Annotated in this window: 22 protein-coding genes and 1 pseudogene; 17 read left to right on the top strand and 6 right to left on the bottom strand. The window is 71.1% G+C overall.

The features are described from left to right. The first annotated feature begins 103 nt into the window (after window positions 1-103). The 10 genes from VM306_RS05445 to VM306_RS05400 all read left to right on the top strand — a co-directional run bounded on the left by VM306_RS05445 (window position 104) and on the right by VM306_RS05400 (window position 8,412). Window positions 104-1,438, top strand: coding sequence for a hypothetical protein (locus tag VM306_RS05445; RefSeq protein WP_325511525.1), 1,335 nt, complete (start codon window positions 104-106; stop codon window positions 1,436-1,438). Then, a complete protein-coding gene (locus VM306_RS05440) occupies window positions 1,435-1,821 on the top strand; it encodes a FixH family protein (RefSeq protein WP_325511523.1) in 387 nt (128 codons plus the stop codon). Before VM306_RS05445 ends, VM306_RS05440 begins: the two co-directional genes overlap by 4 nt. Window positions 1,822-1,838: 17 nt before the next feature. Next, complete coding sequence (locus VM306_RS05435; RefSeq protein ID WP_325511521.1) at window positions 1,839-2,936, top strand: hypothetical protein; 1,098 nt, start codon at window positions 1,839-1,841, stop codon at window positions 2,934-2,936. Continuing rightward, window positions 2,929-3,450, top strand: a complete 522-nt coding sequence (locus tag VM306_RS05430; protein WP_325511519.1) for a hypothetical protein — start codon at window positions 2,929-2,931, stop codon at window positions 3,448-3,450. The genes VM306_RS05435 and VM306_RS05430 overlap by 8 nt, the downstream gene beginning before the upstream one ends. Before the next feature lie 158 nt (window positions 3,451-3,608). Continuing rightward, entirely contained in the window at window positions 3,609-4,535 is a 927-nt protein-coding gene (locus VM306_RS05425) for a hypothetical protein (RefSeq protein ID WP_325511517.1), read from the top strand. An 8-nt stretch (window positions 4,536-4,543) separates the two neighbouring features. After that, window positions 4,544-4,900 (top strand): hypothetical protein, encoded by a 357-nt coding sequence (locus VM306_RS05420; RefSeq protein ID WP_325511515.1) that lies wholly within the window; start codon window positions 4,544-4,546, stop codon window positions 4,898-4,900. A 67-nt stretch (window positions 4,901-4,967) separates the two neighbouring features. After that, window positions 4,968-5,996 carry a sensor histidine kinase gene (locus tag VM306_RS05415; RefSeq protein ID WP_325511513.1) on the top strand — a complete coding sequence of 343 codons (1,029 nt, stop codon included), beginning with the start codon at window positions 4,968-4,970 and terminating at the stop codon, window positions 5,994-5,996. Beyond that, complete coding sequence (locus VM306_RS05410; protein ID WP_325511511.1) at window positions 5,989-7,059, top strand: hypothetical protein; 1,071 nt, start codon at window positions 5,989-5,991, stop codon at window positions 7,057-7,059. The genes VM306_RS05415 and VM306_RS05410 overlap by 8 nt, the downstream gene beginning before the upstream one ends. Next, window positions 7,044-7,688 carry a response regulator transcription factor gene (locus VM306_RS05405; RefSeq protein ID WP_325511509.1) on the top strand — a complete coding sequence of 215 codons (645 nt, stop codon included), beginning with the start codon at window positions 7,044-7,046 and terminating at the stop codon, window positions 7,686-7,688. Before VM306_RS05410 ends, VM306_RS05405 begins: the two co-directional genes overlap by 16 nt. 91 nt (window positions 7,689-7,779) lie before the next feature. Next, entirely contained in the window at window positions 7,780-8,412 is a 633-nt protein-coding gene (locus VM306_RS05400) for a hypothetical protein (RefSeq protein ID WP_325511507.1), read from the top strand. A 261-nt stretch (window positions 8,413-8,673) separates the two neighbouring features. Here VM306_RS05400 and VM306_RS05395 read toward each other — a convergent pair whose 3' ends face one another. The 3 genes from VM306_RS05395 to VM306_RS05385 form a co-directional block, all read right to left on the bottom strand. Beyond that, the gene (locus VM306_RS05395) at window positions 8,674-9,543 is read right to left on the bottom strand and encodes a hypothetical protein (RefSeq protein WP_325511505.1); all 870 of its coding nucleotides are present in this window, start codon (window positions 9,541-9,543) and stop codon (window positions 8,674-8,676) included. 10 nt (window positions 9,544-9,553) lie between these two features. Next, a complete protein-coding gene (locus VM306_RS05390; RefSeq protein ID WP_325511503.1) occupies window positions 9,554-10,117 on the bottom strand; it encodes a papain-like cysteine protease family protein in 564 nt (187 codons plus the stop codon). Between the two features lie 766 nt (window positions 10,118-10,883). Continuing rightward, a complete protein-coding gene (locus VM306_RS05385; RefSeq protein ID WP_325511501.1) occupies window positions 10,884-11,423 on the bottom strand; it encodes a TetR/AcrR family transcriptional regulator C-terminal domain-containing protein in 540 nt (179 codons plus the stop codon). Between the two features lie 76 nt (window positions 11,424-11,499). On the opposite strand from VM306_RS05385, the gene VM306_RS05380 reads away from it, so the two are divergent. Continuing rightward, window positions 11,500-12,732, top strand: coding sequence for an FAD-dependent monooxygenase (locus VM306_RS05380; RefSeq protein ID WP_325511499.1), 1,233 nt, complete (start codon window positions 11,500-11,502; stop codon window positions 12,730-12,732). Window positions 12,733-12,786: 54 nt separating this feature from the next. On the opposite strand, the gene VM306_RS05375 is transcribed toward VM306_RS05380, so the two are convergent. Beyond that, window positions 12,787-13,602 (bottom strand): dienelactone hydrolase family protein, encoded by an 816-nt coding sequence (locus VM306_RS05375; RefSeq protein ID WP_325511545.1) that lies wholly within the window; start codon window positions 13,600-13,602, stop codon window positions 12,787-12,789. Between the two features lie 223 nt (window positions 13,603-13,825). Here VM306_RS05375 and VM306_RS05370 point away from each other — a divergent pair, with 223 nt between their 5' ends. The 4 genes from VM306_RS05370 to VM306_RS05355 all read left to right on the top strand — a co-directional run bounded on the left by VM306_RS05370 (window position 13,826) and on the right by VM306_RS05355 (window position 19,050). Continuing rightward, entirely contained in the window at window positions 13,826-16,216 is a 2,391-nt protein-coding gene (locus VM306_RS05370) for a helix-turn-helix transcriptional regulator (RefSeq protein WP_325511497.1), read from the top strand. Between the two features lie 26 nt (window positions 16,217-16,242). Continuing rightward, window positions 16,243-16,656 (top strand): thioesterase family protein, encoded by a 414-nt coding sequence (locus tag VM306_RS05365; protein ID WP_325511495.1) that lies wholly within the window; start codon window positions 16,243-16,245, stop codon window positions 16,654-16,656. Next, on the top strand, window positions 16,653-17,753 hold the full coding sequence (locus VM306_RS05360) for a zinc-dependent alcohol dehydrogenase family protein (protein WP_325511493.1): 1,101 nt from the start codon (window positions 16,653-16,655) through the stop codon (window positions 17,751-17,753). The genes VM306_RS05365 and VM306_RS05360 overlap by 4 nt, the downstream gene beginning before the upstream one ends. 157 nt (window positions 17,754-17,910) lie before the next feature. Next, entirely contained in the window at window positions 17,911-19,050 is a 1,140-nt protein-coding gene (locus tag VM306_RS05355; RefSeq protein WP_325511491.1) for a S1 family peptidase, read from the top strand. A 41-nt stretch (window positions 19,051-19,091) separates the two neighbouring features. Here VM306_RS05355 and VM306_RS05350 read toward each other — a convergent pair. Beyond that, window positions 19,092-19,613: pseudogene (locus VM306_RS05350) on the bottom strand (AMP-binding protein); the annotation flags it as partial. Between the two features lie 138 nt (window positions 19,614-19,751). Between VM306_RS05350 and VM306_RS05345 the strand changes: the two are divergent. Continuing rightward, on the top strand, window positions 19,752-20,396 hold the full coding sequence (locus VM306_RS05345; RefSeq protein WP_325511543.1) for a TetR/AcrR family transcriptional regulator: 645 nt from the start codon (window positions 19,752-19,754) through the stop codon (window positions 20,394-20,396). A gap of 5 nt (window positions 20,397-20,401) precedes the next feature. After that, window positions 20,402-20,722, top strand: a complete 321-nt coding sequence (locus VM306_RS05340) for an EthD domain-containing protein (RefSeq protein ID WP_325511541.1) — start codon at window positions 20,402-20,404, stop codon at window positions 20,720-20,722. Here VM306_RS05340 and VM306_RS05335 read toward each other — a convergent pair. Continuing rightward, window positions 20,693-22,123: an MFS transporter gene (locus VM306_RS05335; RefSeq protein ID WP_325511489.1), complete on the bottom strand. Its 1,431-nt coding sequence runs from the start codon at window positions 22,121-22,123 to the stop codon at window positions 20,693-20,695. The genes VM306_RS05340 and VM306_RS05335 overlap by 30 nt on opposite strands. Window positions 22,124-22,153: the final 30 nt, after the last annotated feature.

The raw sequence follows: 22,153 nt of genomic DNA, 5'->3' as shown, positions 1-22,153 counted from the left end.
GGTCCTCCCGCTTCGCAGGGGTCGGAAATCCCCCGCGCGGGGGACCCGGATTCAGTCCCGGCAGTGACGCGTCGGCAGGCCATGATCGATACGTTGTGGCGCGATGAAGCGAAGTGGTGTGATCCTGCTGCTCCTGCTGGGCGCGATCCTCGGGGTCGTGGGCCCGGCGGCGGCCGACGGTGCCCAGTCCGGCGCGGACGTCCACGTCGCGCAGAGTCTCGGCGACCGCGACCTCACGGTGATCATCCGTCGGGTCGCGGAGGTGCCGGGACCCGTGCACGTCGACGTGGTGACGCACGCCGGGTCACCGCCGGGGGAGATCACCCTGACCGCGCGTGCGGTCGGCGCGGAGACGAGCACGGCGAAGGTCGTTCTCGGTGCCACACCAGGGTTCTACTCCGGTGTCGTGCACGTGGACCGGCCCGGTCCGTGGGAGCTCGCGGTCGACGAGGCGAGCATCCCGTTCGTCGTTCCCGCGCTCGTCGCGTCGCCGTGGGAGAACGCGACCTACGGCGGGTTCATCGCGGCGGGTGCGTTGCTGCTGCTGGCTTTGCTGCTCGCGGTGGCAGGGAAGCCCGGCTTCGCCCTCGTGCCCACGGCGGGCATGGTCGCCGCGATCGCGGTGGGGGTGACCGCGGCGTTGCTGTCGCCCACCATTCCGCCGATCCCGGCTCCGGGCACACAGCTCGACCCGACGTTCGACAGCGTCATGAACCCGTACGGGAGAACGTCCGTCACGGACTTCTCCCGGCCGCCGGTGAACCTCGTGCCGCGCAGGGAAGGCAACGACCTGGTGCTCGGCCTGACCGACGGGTCGTCCGGCCGGCCGGTGGACGACCTGCTGGTGCACGACAACGCGTTCATCCACCTCGTCGTCGTGTCGCCGACCGGCACCCTCCGCCACCTGCACCCGATCCGCACCGCGCCCGGCGAGTACCGCGCCCGGCTCAGGGATCCCGAGCAGGGCAGGCACGCCGTCGCCGCGGAGATCGCCCGTCGCGGCGGGGGAGTGCAGCTGCTGCGGTCGAGCATCGACGTCGCCGGCACGGGCTCCGCGCCGGAAGCCGGAAAGGCCGACGTCACAACGGAGATCCGGGAGACCGGCAGGCCGAGCACGATCACGGCGAAGTTCGGCGAACGGGACCTGCAACCGTGGCTCGGGATGCTCGGGCACATGATCGTCGTCGGGCCCGTCACCGGCAGTCCGGTGACCGCGCCGATCTGGGCGCACGTGCACTCGATGATCCCGCCGGTCCCCGGCATGCCGGACAAGCCGGACGAGAGCGTCGCCGCGTACGGGCCGGACGTGCCGTTCACCTACTCGTTCCCGTTGCCCGGCAAGTACCTCGTGTGGATCCAGGTCGAACGGGACTACTCGGTCGTCACCGTCCCGAAGGAGATCGACGTCCCGGCGGCGAAGGGGGTTGCGACCAAGTGAGGCGTTACGCGCTGGGAGCCCTGGCCGGGGTCGTCGCACTCGTGGCCGCGCTGCTCGTGCTGTGGCCGCGGGACGTCGAGGCGCGGCCGCAGGTCGCCGAGAGCGGCCGGTTCCGGTTCGAGCTCACGCCCGCGAGCACGAAGTCCGGCAGCACCACGCTCGACCTGAGGATCACCGACCGCGCGGGCAACGCCGCCGGCGGCGACGTGACGGTCGAACCGGCGATGCCGCTGATGGGCCACGCGCTGGCCCCGATCACCGCGGCGCCGGCCGAGCCCGGCCACTACCGGGTGGGCGACGTCGGCCTGTTCATGGCGGGGCAATGGGAGATCACCGTGTCACTCGGCACGGAGCGGGTCGTCATCCCGCTGCTGCTCACCTGAAGGGGGAGGAAATCGAAGTGGACATCACAGCGGTCGCCGCGCCGTCGGCGAGGGTCGGCGTCCCGAGGGGACTGGTGCCCGCGAGCGTCGTGCTCGCCGGTGCCGTCACCTCGCTCGTCGGACTGACCTGGGACATCCAGTGGCACTCCGACGTCGGCCCTGACACGTTCTTCACGCTGCCGCACCTGTTCCTGTACGCGGGCAGCGCCATCTCGGGTCTCGCGAGCCTGCTCGTCGTGCTCACCACGACGGCGAACACCAAGCGCGACAAGGCGGTCGACCCGCTCGTGGGCGGCCGCGCGGTCGGCGTCTTCGGCCGCACGTTCGCGGCACCCGTCGGCTACCTGATCTCCGGCATCGGCGCCGCGCTGTTCCTGGTGTACGGCCTGTGGGACCAGTGGTGGCACGGCCTGTACGGCTTCGACGCCGTGATCGACTCGCCGCCGCACATCGGTCTCCTGCTGTCGATCTCGATCACGATGGTCGGCACGGTCATGATCTTCGCGGTCGCCCGTGACCAGAAGTGGGGCACCTACGGCGTCGCGGGCGCCGCGGCCACGCTGCTCACGTTCAGCATGGTGACCGTGCTGGGCCTGCGCGCGTTGCCCGGCGGACCGGTGAACACGGTCAACGCGGGCAGCGCGTTCTTCTCGGTGATGATCCTGTTCACGGGCGCCTACGTCCTGAACCGCCGTGGCGGCGCGCTCGCCGTCGGTGTGGTGGTCGCGGCGCTGCAAGCCGTGTTCTGGTGGTTCTCACCGTGGGCCACCGAGGTCTACGCGGACGCCACGGGCCTGCCGCTGCGCGACTACGCCGACGGCATCCCCGGCCTGCCCAACATGATCCCGATGAGCCTGATCCTCGTCGCCGTCGCCGTGGAACTGCTGCGCGGCCTGCCGGCCTGGGTGCCGGGCCTCGTGGGCGGCGTGATCATCACGGGCCTCTCGCCCGTGCAGCGCATCCTCGTCAGCGGCGGCAACTTCCCCAACATGGAACGGTACGTGGCCACCGTCGTCGCGGGCGCGGTGCTCGGCGCCCTCGCGGGGATGCTCGGCCGCCGGTTCGGCCAGATGCTGCGCCACCTCGCACCGGCGAAGGAGAACAGCCATGCGTAGAACGTTGCTGGGACTCGCGGGCGCGGTCGCGCTGCTGCTCGGCCTCACCGCCCCGGCGCTCGCCTTCGAACCCGTGAACGTCGTCCACACCGAGAAGGTGCAGGCGGGACCGTACAACCTGACGGTCGGCTTCAGCACGTGGCCGGTCAAGGCCATGCAGTCGCTGGACTTCACGTTCGCGCCCGAGGACGGCATCGCCGACAAGAAGGGCACGCTGACCCTCGTCCACGGCGACAAGGAGATGGGCGACGACCCGTTGGCGCGTCATCCGCGCAAGCGGGAGGTGTGGGGCCTCGACATCCAGGCACTGCCGGAGCCGGGCACGTGGACGTTCAAGTTCGCCATCGACGGCCCCGCCGGACCGGCGACGGGCGAGCTGAAGAACCTCCAGGTGATGGAGCAGCCCGGGCCGCCGATGGGCCTGTCGTGGGCGATCAGCACGATCCCGTTGTTCGGCCTGATCGCGCTCATCGTGATCGCGTGGCGGCGGACGAGGACTCCCGCGCGGGACTGAGACCAGGTGGCTCCCCGAGAATGCGGACCCAGGGGAGCCATCCACCTGATCAGGTGAAGTTCGGTCCGAAAGGATTGAGCGGCTGGAACTGCGGTCTCGCGGTCCGGTAAGCCCTCGGCGTGCGTTTGCCTCACGCGGTTTGGATTGGCGGGCTGTTGGTGCCCGCGTTGCTCGCCGCCACCGGCGTGGTCGTTCACGGCGGTGGCATCGAACGGACGCTGGACGCCGAGGTGCGGACAGCGCTGGGGAAGGCGGGGTACCACGGCGTCGTCTCGGTGAGCGGCCGGTCGGTCGTGGTCAGCGAGGTCTCGCCGCGCTCGGCCGACGCGGTGCGCGCCGTGGTGTCCGACGTGTCCGGCGTCGGCGCCACCGACGTGCGCACGGCCGAGCCGGAACAGCTGCTCGTCGCCCTGCGCGGCGCCGAGCTCCTGCTGTCCGGGGCGGTGGCCGACGACGTCGAACGCCGCGCGCTCCTCGACGCGACGAAGGCGGGCGACCACCGCGTCACGGCGGCGCTGCGGCTCGGTGGCACGCTGCCGATCCCGCCCGCCGTCGTCGGGCGGCTGGTCTCGGCCGTGTTGTCCGCCGAGGTGTCCGACGTGACCGCGACCGTCCACAACGGTCAGGTGGCGGTCGCGGCCCGTGTGCCCGACGAGGGACGCGCGAAGGCCCTGCGCGACGCCGTCAGGGAAGCGACGAACGGTCTGCAGGTCACCGACCGCGTCGAGGTCGGGCCGTCCACCGTGTCCGGCGACCTGAACGTCGAGGCGCTGCACGACTCGATCAGCCGGCTGGTCAACGGCAACGGCGCGATCCGGTTCGTGCAGGGCACCACGGCGTGGGAGGGGCACGGTCCTGTGCTCGTCCAGCGCGTCGGCCGCATGCTCCTCGTCGCACCGCGCGCCTCGGTCACGTTGGTGGCGCACGGCACCGATCCCACGATGGCGGAGAAGCGCGCGCAGATGGTGCGCGACGTGCTGGTCGGCCAGGGAGTGTCGTCCGCGTTGATCGCCACCGAGACCCGTCCCGCCCCCGATGGCGAGTACGACCCGGCCACACGCCAGGTCGACGTCGTCGTCCGTTAGGAGTTCCTGTGCTCTGGTTGTTCTCGCAGATGTTCGTGCTGTGCGCGGTGTCGTTCGCCATCGGGTCGGTGCTGACGTGGCTGTCGGTGCGCGGCCGCTCCAAGGCCGACCCGCCGAAGCAGGTGCTGGCCCTGCCCGCGCCGCGGCTCACGGCGGAGAAGGTGGTCGTGGAGCGGCCGGCCGAGACCCCGGTGGACCGGCAGAAGTCGTCGCCGCTCAAGGGAAACTCGAAGACGATGGTCTACCACACGGCCGACTCGCCCTACTACCGGCGGATGAAGGGCGACATGACGTTCGCGTCGGAGGCCGAGGCCGTGGCGGCGGGGTACCGGATGTGGTCCACCAAGGGCCGCGTCAAGGTGTGATCCGCTCGATGACTTCAGTGTAGGTCGAATTGAATGCCTAGCGCATTCACCTGACAAAATGCGGCTCGTGCTGCTGGAGGTGAGGCTTCTCGCGACGGTGTCCCGGCTCGCGGGCCCGGTCCGCGGCGCGGGAGTCGTCCTGATCAGCCTGTTCGGCGCCTTCTCGACGAGCACGCCACTGGGCTGGGGGCTGTTCGCGTTCGTCGCCCTCACCTCGGTCGCCGACTTCCGGCTGCCCCGCGTGGCCCTGCCGGTGGCGTTCGTGCGGGTCGTGGTGCTGTCGGTGGCGCTGGACGGCAGCGCGGGGCAGTGGGTGCTCACGGTGCTGACGACGACGTTGATCACCTGGCAGTGGCAGTGGCCACCGAGGGTCACGGTGCCCGCGGCGGCGGCGTTGCTCGCGGTGCAGGTCGTGGTGACCGGTCCGGGCGTGCTGGTGCGGGCGGTGCTGGAGTCGGTGCTCGCGCGGCTGGCCTACGAGCTGCTGCGCCGGTCGAGCAGGCGGGTCGACGTGCTGCGGGAGCGCGCCGCCGAACAGAACCGCGCCGCCGCCGTCGCACTGGACCGCGGCCGCCGGGAGCGCGAGTACCTGGCCCTGCTGCACGACACGGCGGCGGCGACGTTCCTGATGGCCGCGCACGGCGGCGATCCGTCCGCGGTGGCCGCGCAGGCACGCCGTGACCTGGTGGTGCTGGCCGAGCGGGGCGACGCGCAGGGCACCGCGGACCTCGGCGCGGCGCTCGCGGCGGTGGCCAGGGACAGCGCCGTGGACGTGCGGGTGTCCGCCGAGGTGGTGCCGGTGCCGGCCGGGGTGGCGCTGGCGTTCGTGCGGGCGGTGCGGGAGCTGCTCACGAACGTGGAACGGCACGCGGGGACGGGCGTGGCGGAGCTGGCGGTGTCGCGGGACGGGCGGGGCGCGGTCGTGGTGCTGCGCGACGACGGCCGGGGCTTCGTGATCGATGACGTGCCGGAACACCGGCGAGGGCTGCGCGGGTCGGTGGTGGAACGGCTGCGGGCGGCCGGGGGAGCGGCGGTCGTCGAGTCGGTGCCGGCGCGGGGGACGACGACGCGGCTGGTGTGGCCGGCTGATGACTGACCAGGCGGTCTTCGCCACCACACGACGCGTCCTCGTCGTCGTGATCTTCGCCGTCCAGCTCGTCCTCACGCTGCCCCCTCTCGTGGAACACCGCCACGGCCCGGCCGCCTGGCTCGCCTACGGCCTCCTGACCGCGGTTCTCGGCATCGTGGCCGGTCACGTCGCGGCAGGCCGGGCCGTGCTGCCGGGAACCGTCGCCGCACCCGTCACGGCCCTGGTGCTCACCTCGTCGGTGCTCGCCGCGACCGGCCTGCCGGACGGGGCGTCGTTCGAGCCGCCCGACTGGGCGTTCGGGCTCGTCGGCTGGTACCTGCTGCTCGTGCTGGTGGAGCGGCCCAAGATCCTGGTGGCCGCCCTCGCCGCCCACATCTGCTTCTGCGTCGCGTGGTTCGCGCACACCGGCAACGGGGACGTGGGAACGGCCGGGGTGGTGATCCTCAGCGGCACGAGCTTCCAGCTGGGCATCCTGGTGATCACGCGGGTGCTCCTGCGCGACGCGCGGCTGGCCGCGCAGGCCGCCACCGAACGTGACGCCGCCCGCATCCGTGAAGAGCTCGCGCGACAATGGGAGCAGGACCTGCGGGCCGGGTTCGAGGGGCAGCTGGGCGCGTTGCTGCCGTTGCTCGTGGACCTCGCCGACGAGGTGGTGAGCATCGCCGACGAGGCGACTCGGCTGCGGTGCTCGGTGGCGGCGGTGCAGCTGCGCAGGTTGTTCGCGGAGAACGACGACGTGCCGGACCCGTTGCTGCACGAGCTGACGGCCTGTGTGGACGTGGCGGAACGGCGTGGTGTCGTCGTGTCGCTCGCGGTCAGCGGCACGGCCACGGCGGTGCCGACGGAGGTGCGCCGGGAGCTGGTGGCGCCGATGGCCCAGGCCCTCGCCGCCGCCGGTGGACGTGCGAAGGTGAGCCTGCTGCGCACGGCCACCGAGGTGCGGGTGGCGGTGGTGGCGGACGCTCCGGGTGTGCTGCCGGAAAACCCGGTCCCGCCGGTGTCGGTGACGGTCGAGACGAGTGTCCACAGCGGACTGGTGAGGAGCGAGGCGCGATGGCGGACGACGTGACGGCGGTCGTGGTCGACGACCATCCCGTTGTGCGCGCGGGAGTCGAGCACTGGCTGTCCACCGAGGGCATAGCGCTCGTCGCGAGCGGTGAGGACCCGGAGGTCGCGTGGACAGAACCCGGTTCCAGCGCCTCGGTGGTCGTGCTGGACCTGCACCTCGGCGGTGTCGCGCCCGCGATGTCCGCACTGCGCAAGCTCGTCGAGGACGGGCGCAAGGTGGTCGTGTACTCGATGCGCGCCGACGACGAGGTGGTCCTGCAGTGCCTGGAGCTCGGGGCGCTGAGCTACCTGACGAAGGCGGAGGGCGCCGAGCACCTGGTGCAGGCGGTGCGCGCGGCGGCGGCCGGGCAGTCGTACACGCCCCCGGCGCTGGCGGGCGCGCTGGCGGGCGACTCCTCCGAGACGCGTCCGGCGCTGTCGCCGCGGGAGACCGAGGTGCTCGTCGAGTGGTTCCAGTCGGAGTCGAAGGAGTTCGTGGCGCAACGGCTGAACATCACGCTCAGCACCGTGAACTCGCACCTGGAGCGGATCAGGGTGAAGTACGCCGCGATCGGCCGCGAGGCACCCACGAAGGCCGCGCTCGTGGCACGGGCGATCCAGGACGGCCTGATCGGCCTCGACGACCTCTGAGCCGCCGTGTGGTGCGAACGACCGATACCGCCGTTCGTCGCAACGACCTACCCTCCACGTGACCGTCCGTAGTCGTCCGAGGAGTCCCGCAGTGACGCACGCCCGTGGCCCCCTGTTCATCGCCGCCGTCGCGACGGCGGGCCTGCTCCTGTCGGCCTGCGGCTCCGAGACGACCGGTACGGCGACCCCCGCGACCTCGGACACGACGACCGCCGAGACGACCTCCTCCAGCGCGAAGGCGAGCACCACGGCGTCCGCCCCGCCCGTCGCCGCCGGCGGGAACGTGACGGCGCCCGGCACGAAGCTCAAGGTCGGCGCCCAGGCGGTCATCCCCTACACGCTGAGCGACAAGAGCGGCACCATGGGCGTCACCCTCGTCGCCATCGAGCAGGGCGCGAAGGAGGACCTCGTGAAGTTCGGCGACAAGGCCAAGAACATCACGCCGTTCTACCTGCGGGTCAAGGTCGAGAACCTGAGCGGCACCGACCTGAGCTTCACCTCGGTCTCGCTGCGCGGCCTCGGCGCGGACGGCAAGGGCACCGGCGTGATCATCAGCGGCGACACCGCGAACTGCGACTCCAGCAGCGCGCCCAAGACGTTCACGACCTCGGGCGCGTCGTACGAGACCTGCGTGCTGAGCGGGGCGCCGGACGGCCTGAAGGTCGCCGCGGCCGAGTACAACCGGTCCGAGTACGGCAAGTCGCCGATCGTCTGGGAGAGCTGAGACTCCGCTCATCAGAAGTACCGCGGTCACACGCACCCCGACCGGGAGTTCCTCGGGAACGTGCTTATCTGCCAGAACCTCACGAAGAACGCGGCTACTGTCCTGCACGGCCTGGTGGCGTCACCGCCGAGCTGATCAGCTGGCAGGGCGCGCGCGGCGACTGTGATCTCGGCTGGCCGGCGTGGGCGGGGTAGGCGGACCCGCTGCACGGCCTCGCCCCGACCCCGGCCGTATGCCGGGTATCGAGGCGAAGCGGGGGACTCAGCCAATGGTGTCGCGTCGGCGACGGAGAAGGAAGAAGGCGCCGCCCGCGAGCACGAGCGCCGCGCCCGATGCGCCGACGAGCGGCGTCGTCGCGGACGATGCGCTCTTCGCCTCCTTCGCGGGGCCGTAGCCGCTGGACATGCCTTTGGTGTCGTACTCCGATGCGGGCATCTTGTCGGCATAACGGGCCTTGACCAGCTTCTGGTACTCGCTCAGCGACATCGCCGACCGGCCGCCCAGTCCTTCCCGCGCCTGGTCGTTGAGCGGCTCCACCGTGATGAGCTTCAGCTGGTACCAGCCGCGGATCTGCGGCTCGGTGAACACCAAGGCCCCCGCGACGGCCTTGCCGGCGAGTGCGACGTCGCCGTCGCCTTCGCGCACCGCCGCCAGGTGCCAGCCGCCGCCCTGCGTGGGAGCGAGCATGACGGTGGCCTGACGGTCGTTGACGGTGGTGCTCAGCGAGGACACCAGACGGGTCAGCTTGATCGCTTCGGTGGCGATCGGCTGGGACGTGCCCGCGACGAAGCCCGGCGTGATCTCGCTGACCGCCAGCGGGTCCTTGATCGTGAAGGCCGGCATGCCCTCGCACGGATTGGTCTTCTCCGGAATCGTGTGGACCGCGTCGGACCCGCCCGCGGGCACCGGCACGGTGAGGAAGCGGCACACGGCGTTACGGGTGTCGATCGACCTCACGGTGTCGAGAGCGGCCTGGTAGTCGGGGATGTCCACCGGGAGCGGGTCCTCGGCCGGGGCGGCGTGGACGGGGCCGGCGACGGACAGCAGCGCGGATGCGCCCAGTGTCAGGACAGCGGTCAGGCGGGAGAGGCGCGAAGCCGCCTGCCACCTGGACGTTCTTGGTTCGCGCACGATGCCTGCCTTAACGGGAGATGCCGATTCGGGAGTGGGTCCACTTGAACGAGCTGTTGTTGACGTAGTCGTTGTAGTTCCACCACGTGTAGGTGGTGGTGTCCGGCCACGGGTCGGCGACCGCGATGGTGTTGTTCGAGGTGTCGTAGCCGTAGACGACGTTCATGTGGCCCCCGCCGGAGGTCCACCCGATGCGCGCGCCTATGGGACGGGCGGCCTTGACGTCGGTGTAGACCTGGTTGAACGAGGCCGCGCTGCCCAGACCTGAGCCGGGGCGTGCCATGCCGAGGCTGCTCCATCCCCTGGCCATGTCGTCGAGCGTGGCCGGCTGGTTGTTGCAGCCGTAGGCCGGCTGGGCCCGGCTGCAGAAGTCCGTCTGCGTGCTGCCGAGGCTGTGGTACTTGGCGATCGTCAGGCCGGAGGCTGCCCAGCACCACTGGGTCTTCTCCTGCTTGTACATGCTGATGTTGTCGTATCCCGATTCCGCTCGAGCCGCGCCTGCCGCGGTCACGAGCAACCCCGAGGCCGTCAGCGCGATGGCCGACGCCGTGATCGCGAATCTGGATCTGCCCATTTCCCTGTCCTCCTGCGTGCGATGAGTACCCGGAGATCCAGGGGTATGAAAGCGTGAAATCCGTTGCCACGCAGAATCGACGCACGAATACGCCCGCAAGAGTGAACTCCGCATAATGTGAAACCGATTCCTTTCAGGATCGGTGCGATGAATCGTTGAACATCAACAACGCGCCATCGAAAATTCCGCTGACTTCCATCCCTTTCCCGCGAGGGTTGCGGAACTGCACTCTTTGCGGTGGTGGCGACAGCGGAAAAGGCCACCATCCGCTTCCGTCAACGGAAGTGCGAGGGTGACTTGAACACTTTGAGGTGAATGCACGAGGTTCACCACGGCCCGCAGGCCTTCCGGCGCCAGTGCGGCGCTCCACGTTCGGGGCCAAGCCCGCGACCGTGTCGTCGCCGTACGCCGGGCGTCGACCCCTCGACGGGGCGCGAGCCAACCATCCACGCGCCTGTCAGCGGCCCGCGGCCGAGATCCTGCTGTTCGCGCCGGCGACGGGCCGCGAGGTCGGCCGAGTAGTCCGTGATGGCTTCACCGGTGACCGGACGCCGCGGCGGATCACTGCCACCGACTGACGCTTACCGGCACCTGGTGACGTATCCGAGGCCGGCTGACTGACGCCCCGCTCTTTCCCGGACGCTCCCGGACGTGAACGAGACCGCGTCGTTGCGCGGTTGCGCCGTCAAGCGTCGGAATTTCTGTTCCGGGACGACCGGCGGATCGGTCTGACCTGAGATGTCGCGGCCAGCCCATCGAGCGCTGATCACGACAGGAGTTTGGCGACGCCGAACTCGAACCGTTCGTCGAAACTCCCGGTGAGAAAAGGAAGAACACGCGTCAATGAGGCGCGCTCTCCCATCTCGGGGCTGCGGGACCCGTCCGGCACCGCCTGCTCCTCCTGAGCCAGCCCGAGAACGAAGTAGATGAGACTCCAGCAAGTCCAGGCGGATTCGCGCTCCGGCAACCCACCCTCCAGCAACGCGGCCACCAACGCCTCAGCGGTGTCCAACGTGGCCGGTTCGGCGGCGTAAGTCCCAGCCACCACAGCGGCGCCATCCCGATGTGCCAGCAGGGCAAGCCGATAGCGGCGAGCGATCTCCGCAGCCCGTTCACGCCAGTGCGAAGGCAGCCCCGACAACGAAACGCCGGCCACGATCGCGTCGGCCATCAGCTCTTCCAGCCGCGCCTTGGTCTTCACGTGCCAGAGCACGGTGTTCATCCGGACGTCGAGCCGTTGGGCGATGGCCCGCATCGACACCGCTCCGGCGCCGCGTTCGTCGAGGATTTCGAGGGCGGTGCGCACCACGTCCGCTTGACTCTTGGTCACTGACCTAGTCTACTCGGCTCCCAGTTGTTGGTCAGTGACCAAGGGAGTGAGTGTGGACGTCGTCATCGCCGGTGCCGGGCCTACCGGGCTGTGGCTGGCTGGGGAGTTGCGGCTGGGCGGGGCCTCCGTCACGGTCCTGGAGGCGCGGGAGGAGCGGGACCCGAACTCCAAGGCGCTCACGATCCACCCGCGCACGATCGAGATCTTCGACTGCCGCGGTGTCGTGGAGCCGTTCCTGGCGGAGGGCATCCGCATCCCGAACGGGCACTTCGGCGGGCTGCCCGACCGCCTGGACTTCTCCGCCCTCGACACGCCCTACCCGTTCACGCTGGCCCTGCCGCAGGCCCGCACCGAGGAGCTGCTGGAGGAACGCGCTCGCGCGCTGGGCGCGACCGTCCTCAGAGGCCGGCGGGTCGTGGGTCTGATCGGCGACGGGGTCGCGCTGGCCGACGGTTCCAGAGTCACGGCGAGGTATGTGGTGGGTTGTGACGGGACTCGTAGCACCGTGCGCGAGGCGGCGGGCATCGACTTCCCCGGCACCGACGCCACGACGTGGGGCTGGCTCGGCGATGTGGTGCTGGATGCGCCGCCGGCCGGTGGGTTCGCCAGCGTCGCGGGGGAGCGCGGTGGCCTGATGGTCGTGCCGTTGCCCGGTGGTCTGCACCGCATCGTCGGGGGAGATCCCGGGTCGAACGTCGCCGCGTGGCCCGGTGAGCTGACCCTTGACGAGCTGCGCGTCACGGTGAAGGCCATCGCGGGAACGGACTTCGGCATGCGCGACCCGAAGTGGTTGTCGCGCTTCGGCAACGCGACGCGCCAGGCGGTGGCCTACCGGTCCGGCGCCGTGCTGCTGGCGGGGGACGCCGCGCACATGCACTTCCCGACGGGCGGAGTCGGTATGAACGCCGGCATCCAGGACGCACACAACCTCGGTTGGAAGCTCGCCGCCGTCGTCACCGGGAGGGCGGGCGAGTCGCTGCTCGACACCTACCACGACGAACGCCACCCCGTCGGGGCCGCCCTGCTCGAGCACACCAGGGCTCAGACCGCGCTGATCACGGGGTATTCGGAGGAGGTGCGGGCGTTGCGGTCGGTCATCAGCGGACTGATCGCCGCCGCGCCGGACATGTCGAGGATCCTCGCCGAACGGCTTGCCGGGCTGGACGTGGACCACGGGACCGGGCGGCGGGTGGCGGACCACGACTCGGTGTTCGCCCGGTTGCGGTCCGGGGAGCACGTGGAGACCGAGGCCGGTCTCGTGCGGCCCGACGGTCATCTCGCCTGACGCGGGGGCGCGGCGCCCTCCACTCTGAAGGCGCCGCGACCCGTGTTCAGCGGATCAGGAGTGCGGACAGGTGTCGCGGTACTCCTCGATCAGGGTGCTGCGGCCCGGCGCCGGGCAGAGGAACTGCTCGTAGCGGGTGTCGTTGTCGATGAACCGCTTGAGCCACGAGATGCTGTACTTCGCGATGGTCGTGTTCGGGGAGTTCGGCGCGAAGTGCGTGGCGTTGTTGAGCTCCAGGTACGCCTTGTCCAGCGTGGACGGCAGCGTCGTGTAGAACGGCTCGGAGTGCGACGAGACCGGGGCGACCGAGTCGCTCTCGGCACCGACCACCAGCGTCGGGACGCGCACCGACGACCAGTTCTTCGTGGTGTGCCAGCCCGTCAGCGGGATCGCCGCCTGCAGGGCCGGGCGCTGGCTCGCCGCGCGCAGTGTGCCGCCGCCGCCCATCGAGTGACCCATGACGCCGAGGCGGGAGGAGTCGATCCGGCTCCGCACGCTGCTCTGCTGGGTCAGGTAGTCGAGGGCCGCGAGGAGCTGGGACGCGCGGCTGTCGGGCTGGTCGTAGATCGTGATCGTGTCGATCGTGAACACGACGAAGCCCTGGGACGCGATGCGCGGGCCCAGCCACGCGATGCTCGACTGGGTGCCGGTGTAGCCCGGTGAGATGGCCACCGCGCCGAACGTGCCGGAGGCGGTGCTCGTCGGGTAGTAGATCGTGCCGCCGCCGAAGCCGCTGACCAGCGACGACACCGAGGTATCCGACACGGCGAACGGGCCGCGCGTCGCCTCGATGCTCGAGTTGGTCGGGGCGGGGCCGCGTTCGTACGGGTTGTCCGCCGCCTGGGCGGCGGGGGCGCCCACCAGGGTCATGGCGAGCGCGATCGGAACGAATGAACGAAGTCGCACGACTTTGTACACCTCATTCGGCAGGGGTGAATTCGGGGACACACCGACCCTGCAACCCCGTCTCGGACGTACGCATCGGTACAACCACCGGTTGCGCCGAGGAACTTCGGAGAAAAAACTAACAGTGGTAGGTGAAATTCGTCGCGACCCCTTCCGCAGGCCGCCGGAAGGTGGTGACACTGGCCCCATGCTGCGTGGCCGGGACAGGCAGCGCGTCGCTGTCGACGCGTTCCTCAGGCGTGCGCGCAACGGGCACGGTTCGGCGCTCGTGTTGCGCGGCGAGCCCGGCTGCGGCAAGTCGGCCATGCTCGACTACGCCCGCCAGTCCTACGAAGCGGTGCTGTGCGTCGACGACGTGCGCCACCTCGACGACGACCTGCGCCGGCTCGCCGCGGACGTCGCCGACACCAGCGCCGCGCTGCTCATCGCCACCGAGACCGAGACGTTCGGGCTGCCGAGCGTGGTGCTCGAGCCGTTGGACAGGGCGGCGAGCCTGCTGCTCCTCGACGACCTGCTGCCCGGCCTGCCCTCCGCGCTCGCGGTCGACCTCGCCGAGCTCGCCTGCGGCAACCCCCTCGCTCTCCGGGAGCTGGTCGAGTCGCTCACCTCCGACCAGCTCGGCGGCACGGCTCCGCCACCGGAGGTGCTGCCCGAGTCCAGCTCGCTGCGCGCCCGCATGCTCTCGCGGTTCGAGGCGTTGTCGCCGCAGGCCGGGCACGTCGTCACGCTGGCGGCGGTGGACGACGAGCTCACCGCCGAGGAACTGGCGCGGCTCACCGGCGACCTCGACGCCGTGACGGAGGCGGGCGCGCTGCTCGACCCGCGCCGGTTGATCCGCTCCACCCTCCACAACGGAATCCCGACCGCCCTGCGCTTCCAGGCGCACGCCGAGCTCGCGCGGGTGCTCCCACCGGGACCGCGCCGCACCTGGCACAGCGCCGTGACCAGCAAGGACGGCAGCGAGCACGCCGACACCCTCGCCGCCGGCGCCGAGCACGCCCGCCGCTGCGGCGACTTCGTGACCGCCGCCCGCGACCACGGCCGCGCCGCCCAGCTCACCACCGAGCCGGAGGAGAAGGCGCGCCGCCTGCTCAGGGCCGCCGCGGACCACTGGGCCCACGGCGCCCCGCACCGGTCGCGCGCGGTCCTGCGCACGGCGGTCCGGATGACCGACACGGTCGAGCTCAGAGCGCTCATGGACCTCGTCGTGGGCGGCATCGACCTGGGCGAGAGCCTGCCGGACGTGGCGGCGGACCGCCTGGTCCGCGCCGCGCAGGGGCTCGTCGGAACGCAACGCGGGCTCGCCGTGGCGGCGCTGGGGTTCGCGGGCGAGGCGGCGAGCATCGCCGGTGACCCCCGCCGGCACACGGCCGTCGCGGAGTTCGCGCGGTCGATCCGCCTGCCCGACGAGCACCCGGTCACCCGGCTCACGCTCGACCACCTGATCGGCATGTCCGCGACGCTCTCCGGACGCCACGACGAGGCGATGCCCGCGTTGCGCTCGGTGGTCGACCTGGCCGTCCAGGTGCCAGGGCCGCAGGCGCGGATCTGGGCCAGCCAGGCCGCCTACGTGCTGGGCGACGCCACGCGGTCGTTCGAGATGGCCACCAGCGCGGTGACGTCGGCGCGGGAGAGCGGGTACACCGCGCTCGTGCCGTGGGCGCTGGTCTACCGGGCGCTGTCGGCCCTGCTGCTCGACCAGCACACCGCGGCGCTGACCTCGGCCACCGAGGGCGTGCACGCGGCCACGGCGATCGGCCAGCACAACGCCGTGGTCGACCACCTGACGATCCTCGCGCTGCTGGCGGCGTTGCGCGGCGACACGGAGACGGCGCTGCACCGCATCGACACCGCCACCGAGCACATCACCGAACGCGGTCTCACCCGGCCCGGCACGTTCGGCGCGTGGGCGTTCGCGTGCGTCGACCTCGCGCGCGACCGGCCGGCCGACGCGCTGGACCGGCTGCGCCTGCACCACGGGCACGCCGGCATCAAGGTGATGGCCGCACCGCACCTGGTGGAGGCCGCCGTCGCGTGCGGCAAACCGTCCACGGGGGACAGGGCGTTCGAGCGGTACGAGAGGTGGGCCGGCGCCACCGGGAGCGCGGCACGGCTGGCCCTCTCGCACCGCTGCCACGGCCTGCTGGAGACCGGCACCGCCGACGAGCACTTCGAGGAAGCCATCCGGCTGCACCGCGCCAGCGGCACCGCCCTGGAGCTCGCGAAGACCGAGCTGCTGTACGGCAACCGGCTGCGGCGCGGCCGCAGGCCCAAGGCGGCGCGCGAACACCTGCGCGACGCGGTGCGCATCTTCGAGTCGTACCAGGCCGACCACTGGGTCGAGCGGGCCCGCGCCGAGCTGCGCGCGGCGGGCGACTCGACCGGTGAGCGCAAGGACCACTCCGACCTGACGCCGCAGCAGGCGCAGATCGCCACCCTGGTCGCCGAGGGCGCCACGAACCGCGAGATCGCCGCGCGGTTGTTCCTGAGCCACCGCACCGTCGAGCACCACCTGCGCAACATCTTCGCGCGGCTCGGCGTGCGGTCGAGGGTCGAGCTGATCAGGAGGCTCGGCTGAAGGTGAACCACAGCAGCGGAGGATCCTTGCGCGACAGCTACCGGCACTGGCAGCGGATTCCGACCCGATGGGCGGACAACGACGTCTACGGCCACGTGAACAACGTCGTCCACTACGCGTTCATGGACACGGTGATCAACACGTGGCTGATCGCGTCGGGGCTCGACATCCACGGGGGCGCGGAGATCGGCCTGTGCGTGGAGTCCCACTGCAACTACCGCGCCTCGGTCTCGTTCCCGGACGCGCTGGACGCGGGCCTGCGGATCGGCCACCTCGGGCGGTCGAGCGTGCGCTACGAGGTCGGTTTCTTCCTGGAGGACAGCGAGGACGTGGTGGCGGAAGGCCACTTCGTGCACGTGTTCGTCGACAGGACGACCCGCAAACCGGTCGAGATCCCCGCGCACCTGCGCACCGCGATGGAAGGCCTGGTGGTGGCGTGAAGACGCGAGGCGCTGTGCTGACCGCGGTCGGCGGGCCGCTGGAGATCGTCGACCTCGAGCTGGACCCGCCCGGTCCCGGCGAGGTGCTGGTGCGCGTGCACGCCACCGGCCTGTGCCACTCCGACCTGTCCGTGATCGACGGCTCGCGCGTCCGGCCGTTGCCGATGGTGCTCGGCCACGAGGCGGCGGGCGAGGTCGTCGGGGCGGGCCCGAACTCCGAGTTCGCGCCGGGTGACCACGTCGTGCTGTCGTTCGTGCCCGCGTGCGGCGCGTGCCTTCCGTGCTCGTCCGGCAGGCAGGCGCTGTGCGAGCCGGGAGCCGCCGCGAACCGCGAGGGCACGCTGCTCGGCGGGCAGCGCCGGTGGACGCTCCCGGACGGCACGCGGCCGCACCACCACCTCGGCGTGTCCGGGTTCGCCGAGTACACGGTGATCTCCGACCGCTCGGCCACGCTGGTGCCGCCGGACCTGCCGCTCGACGTCGCCGCGCTGTTCGGGTGCGCCGTGCTCACGGGGGCGGGCGCGGCGTTCTACAGCGCCCAGGTGGTGCCGGGGGACAGGGTCGCGGTCTTCGGGCTCGGCGGTGTCGGGCTGTCGGCGGTGCTCGCGGCCATCACCGCGGGCGCGACCCAGGTCGTCGCGGTGGACGTCGTCGAGCACAAGCGGCAGCTCGCCCTGACGCTCGGCGCGACGCACGAGGCCGCCGGCGGACCGGACGTCGTCGCCCACGTCCGCGAGCTGACCGGCGGTGGCGCGGACAAGGTCATCGACACGACCGGTGTCGCGGCCGTGCTCGAACAGGCTTACGCCGCAACGGCTGTCGGCGGCACGACCGTCACGGTCGGACTGCCGCACCCGGACCGCACCATCACGCTGCCCGCGCTGAACCTGGTCGCCGAGGAACGCACGCTGAAGGGCAGCTACCTCGGCTCGTGCGTGCCGCGCCGGGACGTGCCGCGGTTCATCGACCTCTACCGCGCGGGACGCCTGCCGGTGGACGGGCTGCTGTCCGGCCGGTTGGGGCTGGACGACATCAACGACGGGTTCGCCCGGCTCGCCTCCGGTGAGGCGGTGCGGCAGGTCGTCGTCATGGGGTGATGCCCGGTTCGATCCGTCCGGGCAGGAATCGGGCAGGACAGGTGTTCTGTCGGATGTTGACGGCCCAGGTTGGTCTGGTCCAATGTGGGAGCGCTCTCATGTTCGCCGCTTCCCGCAACGGTGCGGGCAGCGATCCCTGTACGGACAAGGAGATCACATGCGCACCACCATGCCCAGAATCGTGCCCGTGCCCGTGCTCGCACTCGTACTGGTCGGGGCCACCTTCACCACCCCCGCACAGGCCTCGGCCGAGGCGATGTCACCTGGCCTGCTCACCGCGATGAGCTCGGCTTTCGGGCTCACCGAAAGCCAGGCGCGCCTGCGCCTGGAGAAGGAAGAACGCGCGTCGGTCCTCGCGCCGCGCGCGGAGACGGAGGCCGGCACCTCCTTCGCCGGCACCTGGTTCGACGAGAAGACGAACAAGCTGGTCGTCGCCGTCACCGACCAGGCGGCGGCCCGCGAGGTCGAGGCCACCGGCGCCGACGCGGTCGTCGTCGGCCGGTCCGCCAACTCGATGAACGCCCACAAGAACCGCCTCGACGCCCTCTCCAAGACCGGCGCCGTGCCGGCGGCCGTCGCGAGCTGGCGCCCCGACCCCAGGACCGGCACGGTCGTGGTGAACGTCGAGGCGGGCAAGCAGACGGCCGAGGTCGCGTCGTTCCTGGAGAAGGCGCGTTCCTTCGGCGCCATCACCGTCAACACCGAGGGTGTCCAGCAGCCGCAGACGTTCGCGGCGGGCACGGTCGGCGGCGACCCGTACTACACCGGCAACGTCCGTTGCTCCATCGGCTTCTCGGTGCACGGCGGCTACGTCACGGCGGGCCACTGCGGCGGCAACGGCGCCGCGGTGTACGGCTGGGACCGCTCCTTCCAGGGCAACTTCGCCGGTTCGTCGTTCCCCGGCAACGACTACGCGTGGGTGCGCACCGGCGGCGGCTGGTGGACCGTGCCCGTCGTGCTCGGCTGGGGCACCGTGAGCGACGCCCTGGTCCGCGGTTCGTGGGAGGCGCCGGTCGGCACCTCCGTGTGCCGCTCCGGTTCGACCACGCACTGGCACTGCGGTGTGGTGCAGGGCCGCAACGAGACCGTGAACTACCAGCAGGGCGCGGTCTACGAGATGGTCGGCACCAGCGTGTGCGCCGAGGGTGGCGACTCCGGCGGTTCGTTCATCACCGGTGACCAGGCGCAGGGCGTGACGTCCGGCGGCTACGGCAACTGCTCCAGCGGCGGCCGCACCTGGTTCCAGCCCATCAACGAGATCCTGCGCGTCTACGGGCTCACCCTGCACACGGCGTGACCGGGGAGGGCCGGGCGTCCAGGGAGGCGCCCGGCCCTTGCTCAGCGCCCGGGGAGGTGTTGCCGGGAGAGGCGTTGCCGGATCTCGGCTTCGAGCACCTTGCCCGCCTTGGACCGGGGCAGGTCGGGCCAGACCTCGACCTGCTTCGGCGCCTTCACACCGCCGAGCTGTTCCTTCACGAACGCCTGCAGCGCCTGCTCCACCTCCGCGGAGTACACGTTGAACCCGCTGGTGATGATCATGTCTTTGGCCCGGTCGACGATGGAGAGGAAGTTGTCCTCGTCGAGGTAGCCGATGTCGCCCGTGTGGTGCCAGCCGTGCGCGCTCACCTCGGCCGTGGCAGCGGGGTTGCGGTGGTACCCGGCCATCACCAGCGGCCCCCGCGCGACGATCTCGCCGCGTGAGCCGCGAGGCGGCAAAGCCCCGTCCGAAGCCATGATCGCGACCTGGGTCAGCGGCGTGGGCCTGCCCGCCGAGGACAGCCGGGCGGTCGCGATCGAGCCGTCGGGCCGGAAGCGGTCGGCGGCCGCCGCCAGAGCCCCTGCCATGCCCGCGCCAATCTGATAACTCGTCATTGAGTCGCCTCCTTGGGCGAGATGGCTCACGCGCCAGCCGAGACTTGACAGTCGTCAAGTTTTTCTTTGACAACTGTCCAAGGTTTTTCGGGCAATTGTTCAAGGTTTGTCTCGGTGGGCGATAGGATGCGTTCCGTGACCGATGTCGCTCAGCGCAAGCAGGATCGCATCGCCCGCCGCCAGGTCGACAAGTTCGGCGCCCGGCGGACCGAGCTCGCCGCGGCGACCCTGCGCACGCTGGCCGAGCTGGGCTACGCCCGCACGAGCCTGCGGGAGATCGCGCAGAACTCCGAGTTCTCCCACGGCGTCCTGCACTACTACTTCGCCGACAAGCGCGACCTGATCACCGAGGCCGTCCGCCAGTACGAGGTCGTCTGCGTGACGCGCTACGACGAGGTCGTGGCCGGAGCGAGGACGGCGGAGCAGCTGCGCGACGAGTTCGTGGAGATGTTCTTCGACATCCTGGCCCAGGACGCGACGCTGCACCGCCTCTGGTACGACCTGCGCAACCAGAGCCTGTTCGACCCCGCGTTCCGCGCGGCCGTGCTGGAGATCGACAGCCACCGGGAAGCGATGGTGTGGCGGGTGGTCACCCGGTACGCCGAACTGCGCGGCGGTACGGTCCCGGGGTCGTCCGGTCTCGTCTACCTGACCCTCGACGGGGTGTTCCAGCGCGCGTTGCTGCACCACTTCGCGGGGGACGCGGAGGCGGTCGCGGCGCTGCGGGCCGAGCTGCCGGGCGTCGTGGACCTGCTGGTGCGCGCGGCGTGATCACCATGGTGGTGCTGCTCAAGGCGCGGGCCGGGCTCAGCCGAGCCGAGTTCGTCGACTACTACGAGAACCACCACGTCCCGCTGGTCCTCCGCGTCGCGCCCGCGCCGGCGCTCTACGCCCGGCACTACCTGCCGGAGGCCGACATGAGCGGCAACCCGTCGGAGTTCGACGCCATGACCCAGCTGAAGTTCGCCGACAAGCAGGCTTTCCGGGAGTGGTTGTCCCTCGTCGCCGCGACGGATTCCGGCATCGCGGAGGACGAGGCGCGGTTCCTCGACCGCTCCCGGATGCGGTCATGGGTTGTGGACGAGCGCGTCAGCTGACGCACTGCGCACGCGGAGGTGGGCCCAGCCGACGAGAGCGGCCGACATCCCCGTCAGCGCAAGGCTTCCGATCATCACCGCCTCCTCGAACCGCGTGGTCTGCAGCGGGCTCCACCCCGGCTGCGCGATGCTCCCGGCGAACAGCCACGCGAGCACGGTGCCGCTGATCGCCACCCCGGCGGCCGAGGCGGCCTGGGAGGCGGTGTCGACCAGGGCGGCGCCGATCGACGTCCGGTTCTCCGGCAGTCCCTTGAGGACGTTGACGCCCGCCACGGCGCCCACCACGCGGATGCCGATGGCGACCAGCACCAGCGAGCACGCGACCGGCGCGTACCCGAGTCGTCCGAGCAGCGCGTAGACGGCGAGTCCGGCCACGACGGACACCGACCCCAGCAGGACCGCGCGGTCCAGGCCCGCCCAGCGCACGAACCGGGTGACCACCGGCCCTCCGGCGATCAGGACGGCCACCTGCGGCAGCATCCCCGCCGCGGCCAGGGCAGGGGACCAGCCCCAGTCGAGCTGCAACTGGAGCGTCACGAGGTAGGTGAGACCGGCCGCCGCCAGGCCCGTCGCGGCCTTGTAGGCGAGACCGCTGGCGACCAGTGGACGGGCGACTAGCGCGAGGTCGAGCAACGGATGGCGGGCTGTGCGCGCGCGAACCACGTAGAACACGCCGGCCAGAAGTGCTGCGACCGTTGTGGCCCAGGGAATCCACGAGTGGGAGCCCGCCTCGACGAAGAACGTCGGCACGAGCAGCGCGAGCACGATGGTCGCCGTGCCGAGCACGCCGCCGAGGACGTCGGCGGGCGAGCGGTGGAGCTCGGTGTCGGCGGCGATCCCGCGGCCGATGCCGACGAGGGCGAACAACGAGATCGGGACGTTGACCAGCAGCAGGGCCTGCCAGGGCGCGATGGTCAGCATGAAGCCGCCGAGCGGCGGGCCGACCGCGAGGCCAACCAGGCCCACGGTGGAGATGAGCGTCATCGCGCGGACGCGCAGGTCGTCGTCGGTGAACAGCCGGAACGCCAGCGCGATCGAGCCGGGCGTGGTCATCGCGGCGGCGACGCCCATCGCCGAACGCACGACGATCAGTGCCGCCACGGATGTGACGAACACGGTCGCCAGGCTCGCGAGGCCGAGCAGCGCCAGGCCGGCGAGCATCACGCGGCGGCGTCCGAAGCGGTCGGCCACGGCGCCGAACACGAGCATCAGGCCGCCGAAGACGACGGCGTAGGAGTTCGACACCCACTGCAGCGCGGTCGTGGAGGCGTCGAGGTCGCGGCCGATGGTGGGCAGCGCGACGGTGAGGATCGAGTTGTCGAGCATCTCGAACAGGAACACGGCGGACAGTCCGGCGAGGGCGATCCACGCCTCACGCAACGAACCGGGGGAGGTTGACACGAACACTGTTCTACGGACGAACACTGTTCG

This window comes from Lentzea sp. (assembly GCF_035525475.1).
In the GTDB taxonomy this organism is placed as follows: domain Bacteria; phylum Actinomycetota; class Actinomycetes; order Mycobacteriales; family Pseudonocardiaceae; genus Lentzea.
This window is presented reverse-complemented; position numbering and strand designations above follow the sequence as displayed.

Bases quoted from the DNA above. Each gene is read 5' to 3' on its own strand.
- VM306_RS05445 (WP_325511525.1), top strand. From the start codon at position 104: ATGAAGCGAAGTGGTGTGATCCTGCTGCTCCTGCTGGGCGCGATCCTC.
- VM306_RS05430 (WP_325511519.1), top strand. From the start codon at position 2,929: ATGCGTAGAACGTTGCTGGGACTCGCGGGCGCGGTCGCGCTGCTGCTC.
- VM306_RS05410 (WP_325511511.1), top strand. From the start codon at position 5,989: ATGACTGACCAGGCGGTCTTCGCCACCACACGACGCGTCCTCGTCGTC.
- VM306_RS05405 (WP_325511509.1), top strand. From the start codon at position 7,044: ATGGCGGACGACGTGACGGCGGTCGTGGTCGACGACCATCCCGTTGTG.
- VM306_RS05390 (WP_325511503.1), bottom strand. From the start codon at position 10,117: ATGGGCAGATCCAGATTCGCGATCACGGCGTCGGCCATCGCGCTGACG.
- VM306_RS05375 (WP_325511545.1), bottom strand. From the start codon at position 13,602: ATGACCCTGGTGGGCGCCCCCGCCGCCCAGGCGGCGGACAACCCGTAC.
- VM306_RS05370 (WP_325511497.1), top strand. From the start codon at position 13,826: ATGCTGCGTGGCCGGGACAGGCAGCGCGTCGCTGTCGACGCGTTCCTC.
- VM306_RS05355 (WP_325511491.1), top strand. From the start codon at position 17,911: ATGCGCACCACCATGCCCAGAATCGTGCCCGTGCCCGTGCTCGCACTC.
- VM306_RS05345 (WP_325511543.1), top strand. From the start codon at position 19,752: ATGCGTTCCGTGACCGATGTCGCTCAGCGCAAGCAGGATCGCATCGCC.
- VM306_RS05340 (WP_325511541.1), top strand. From the start codon at position 20,402: ATGGTGGTGCTGCTCAAGGCGCGGGCCGGGCTCAGCCGAGCCGAGTTC.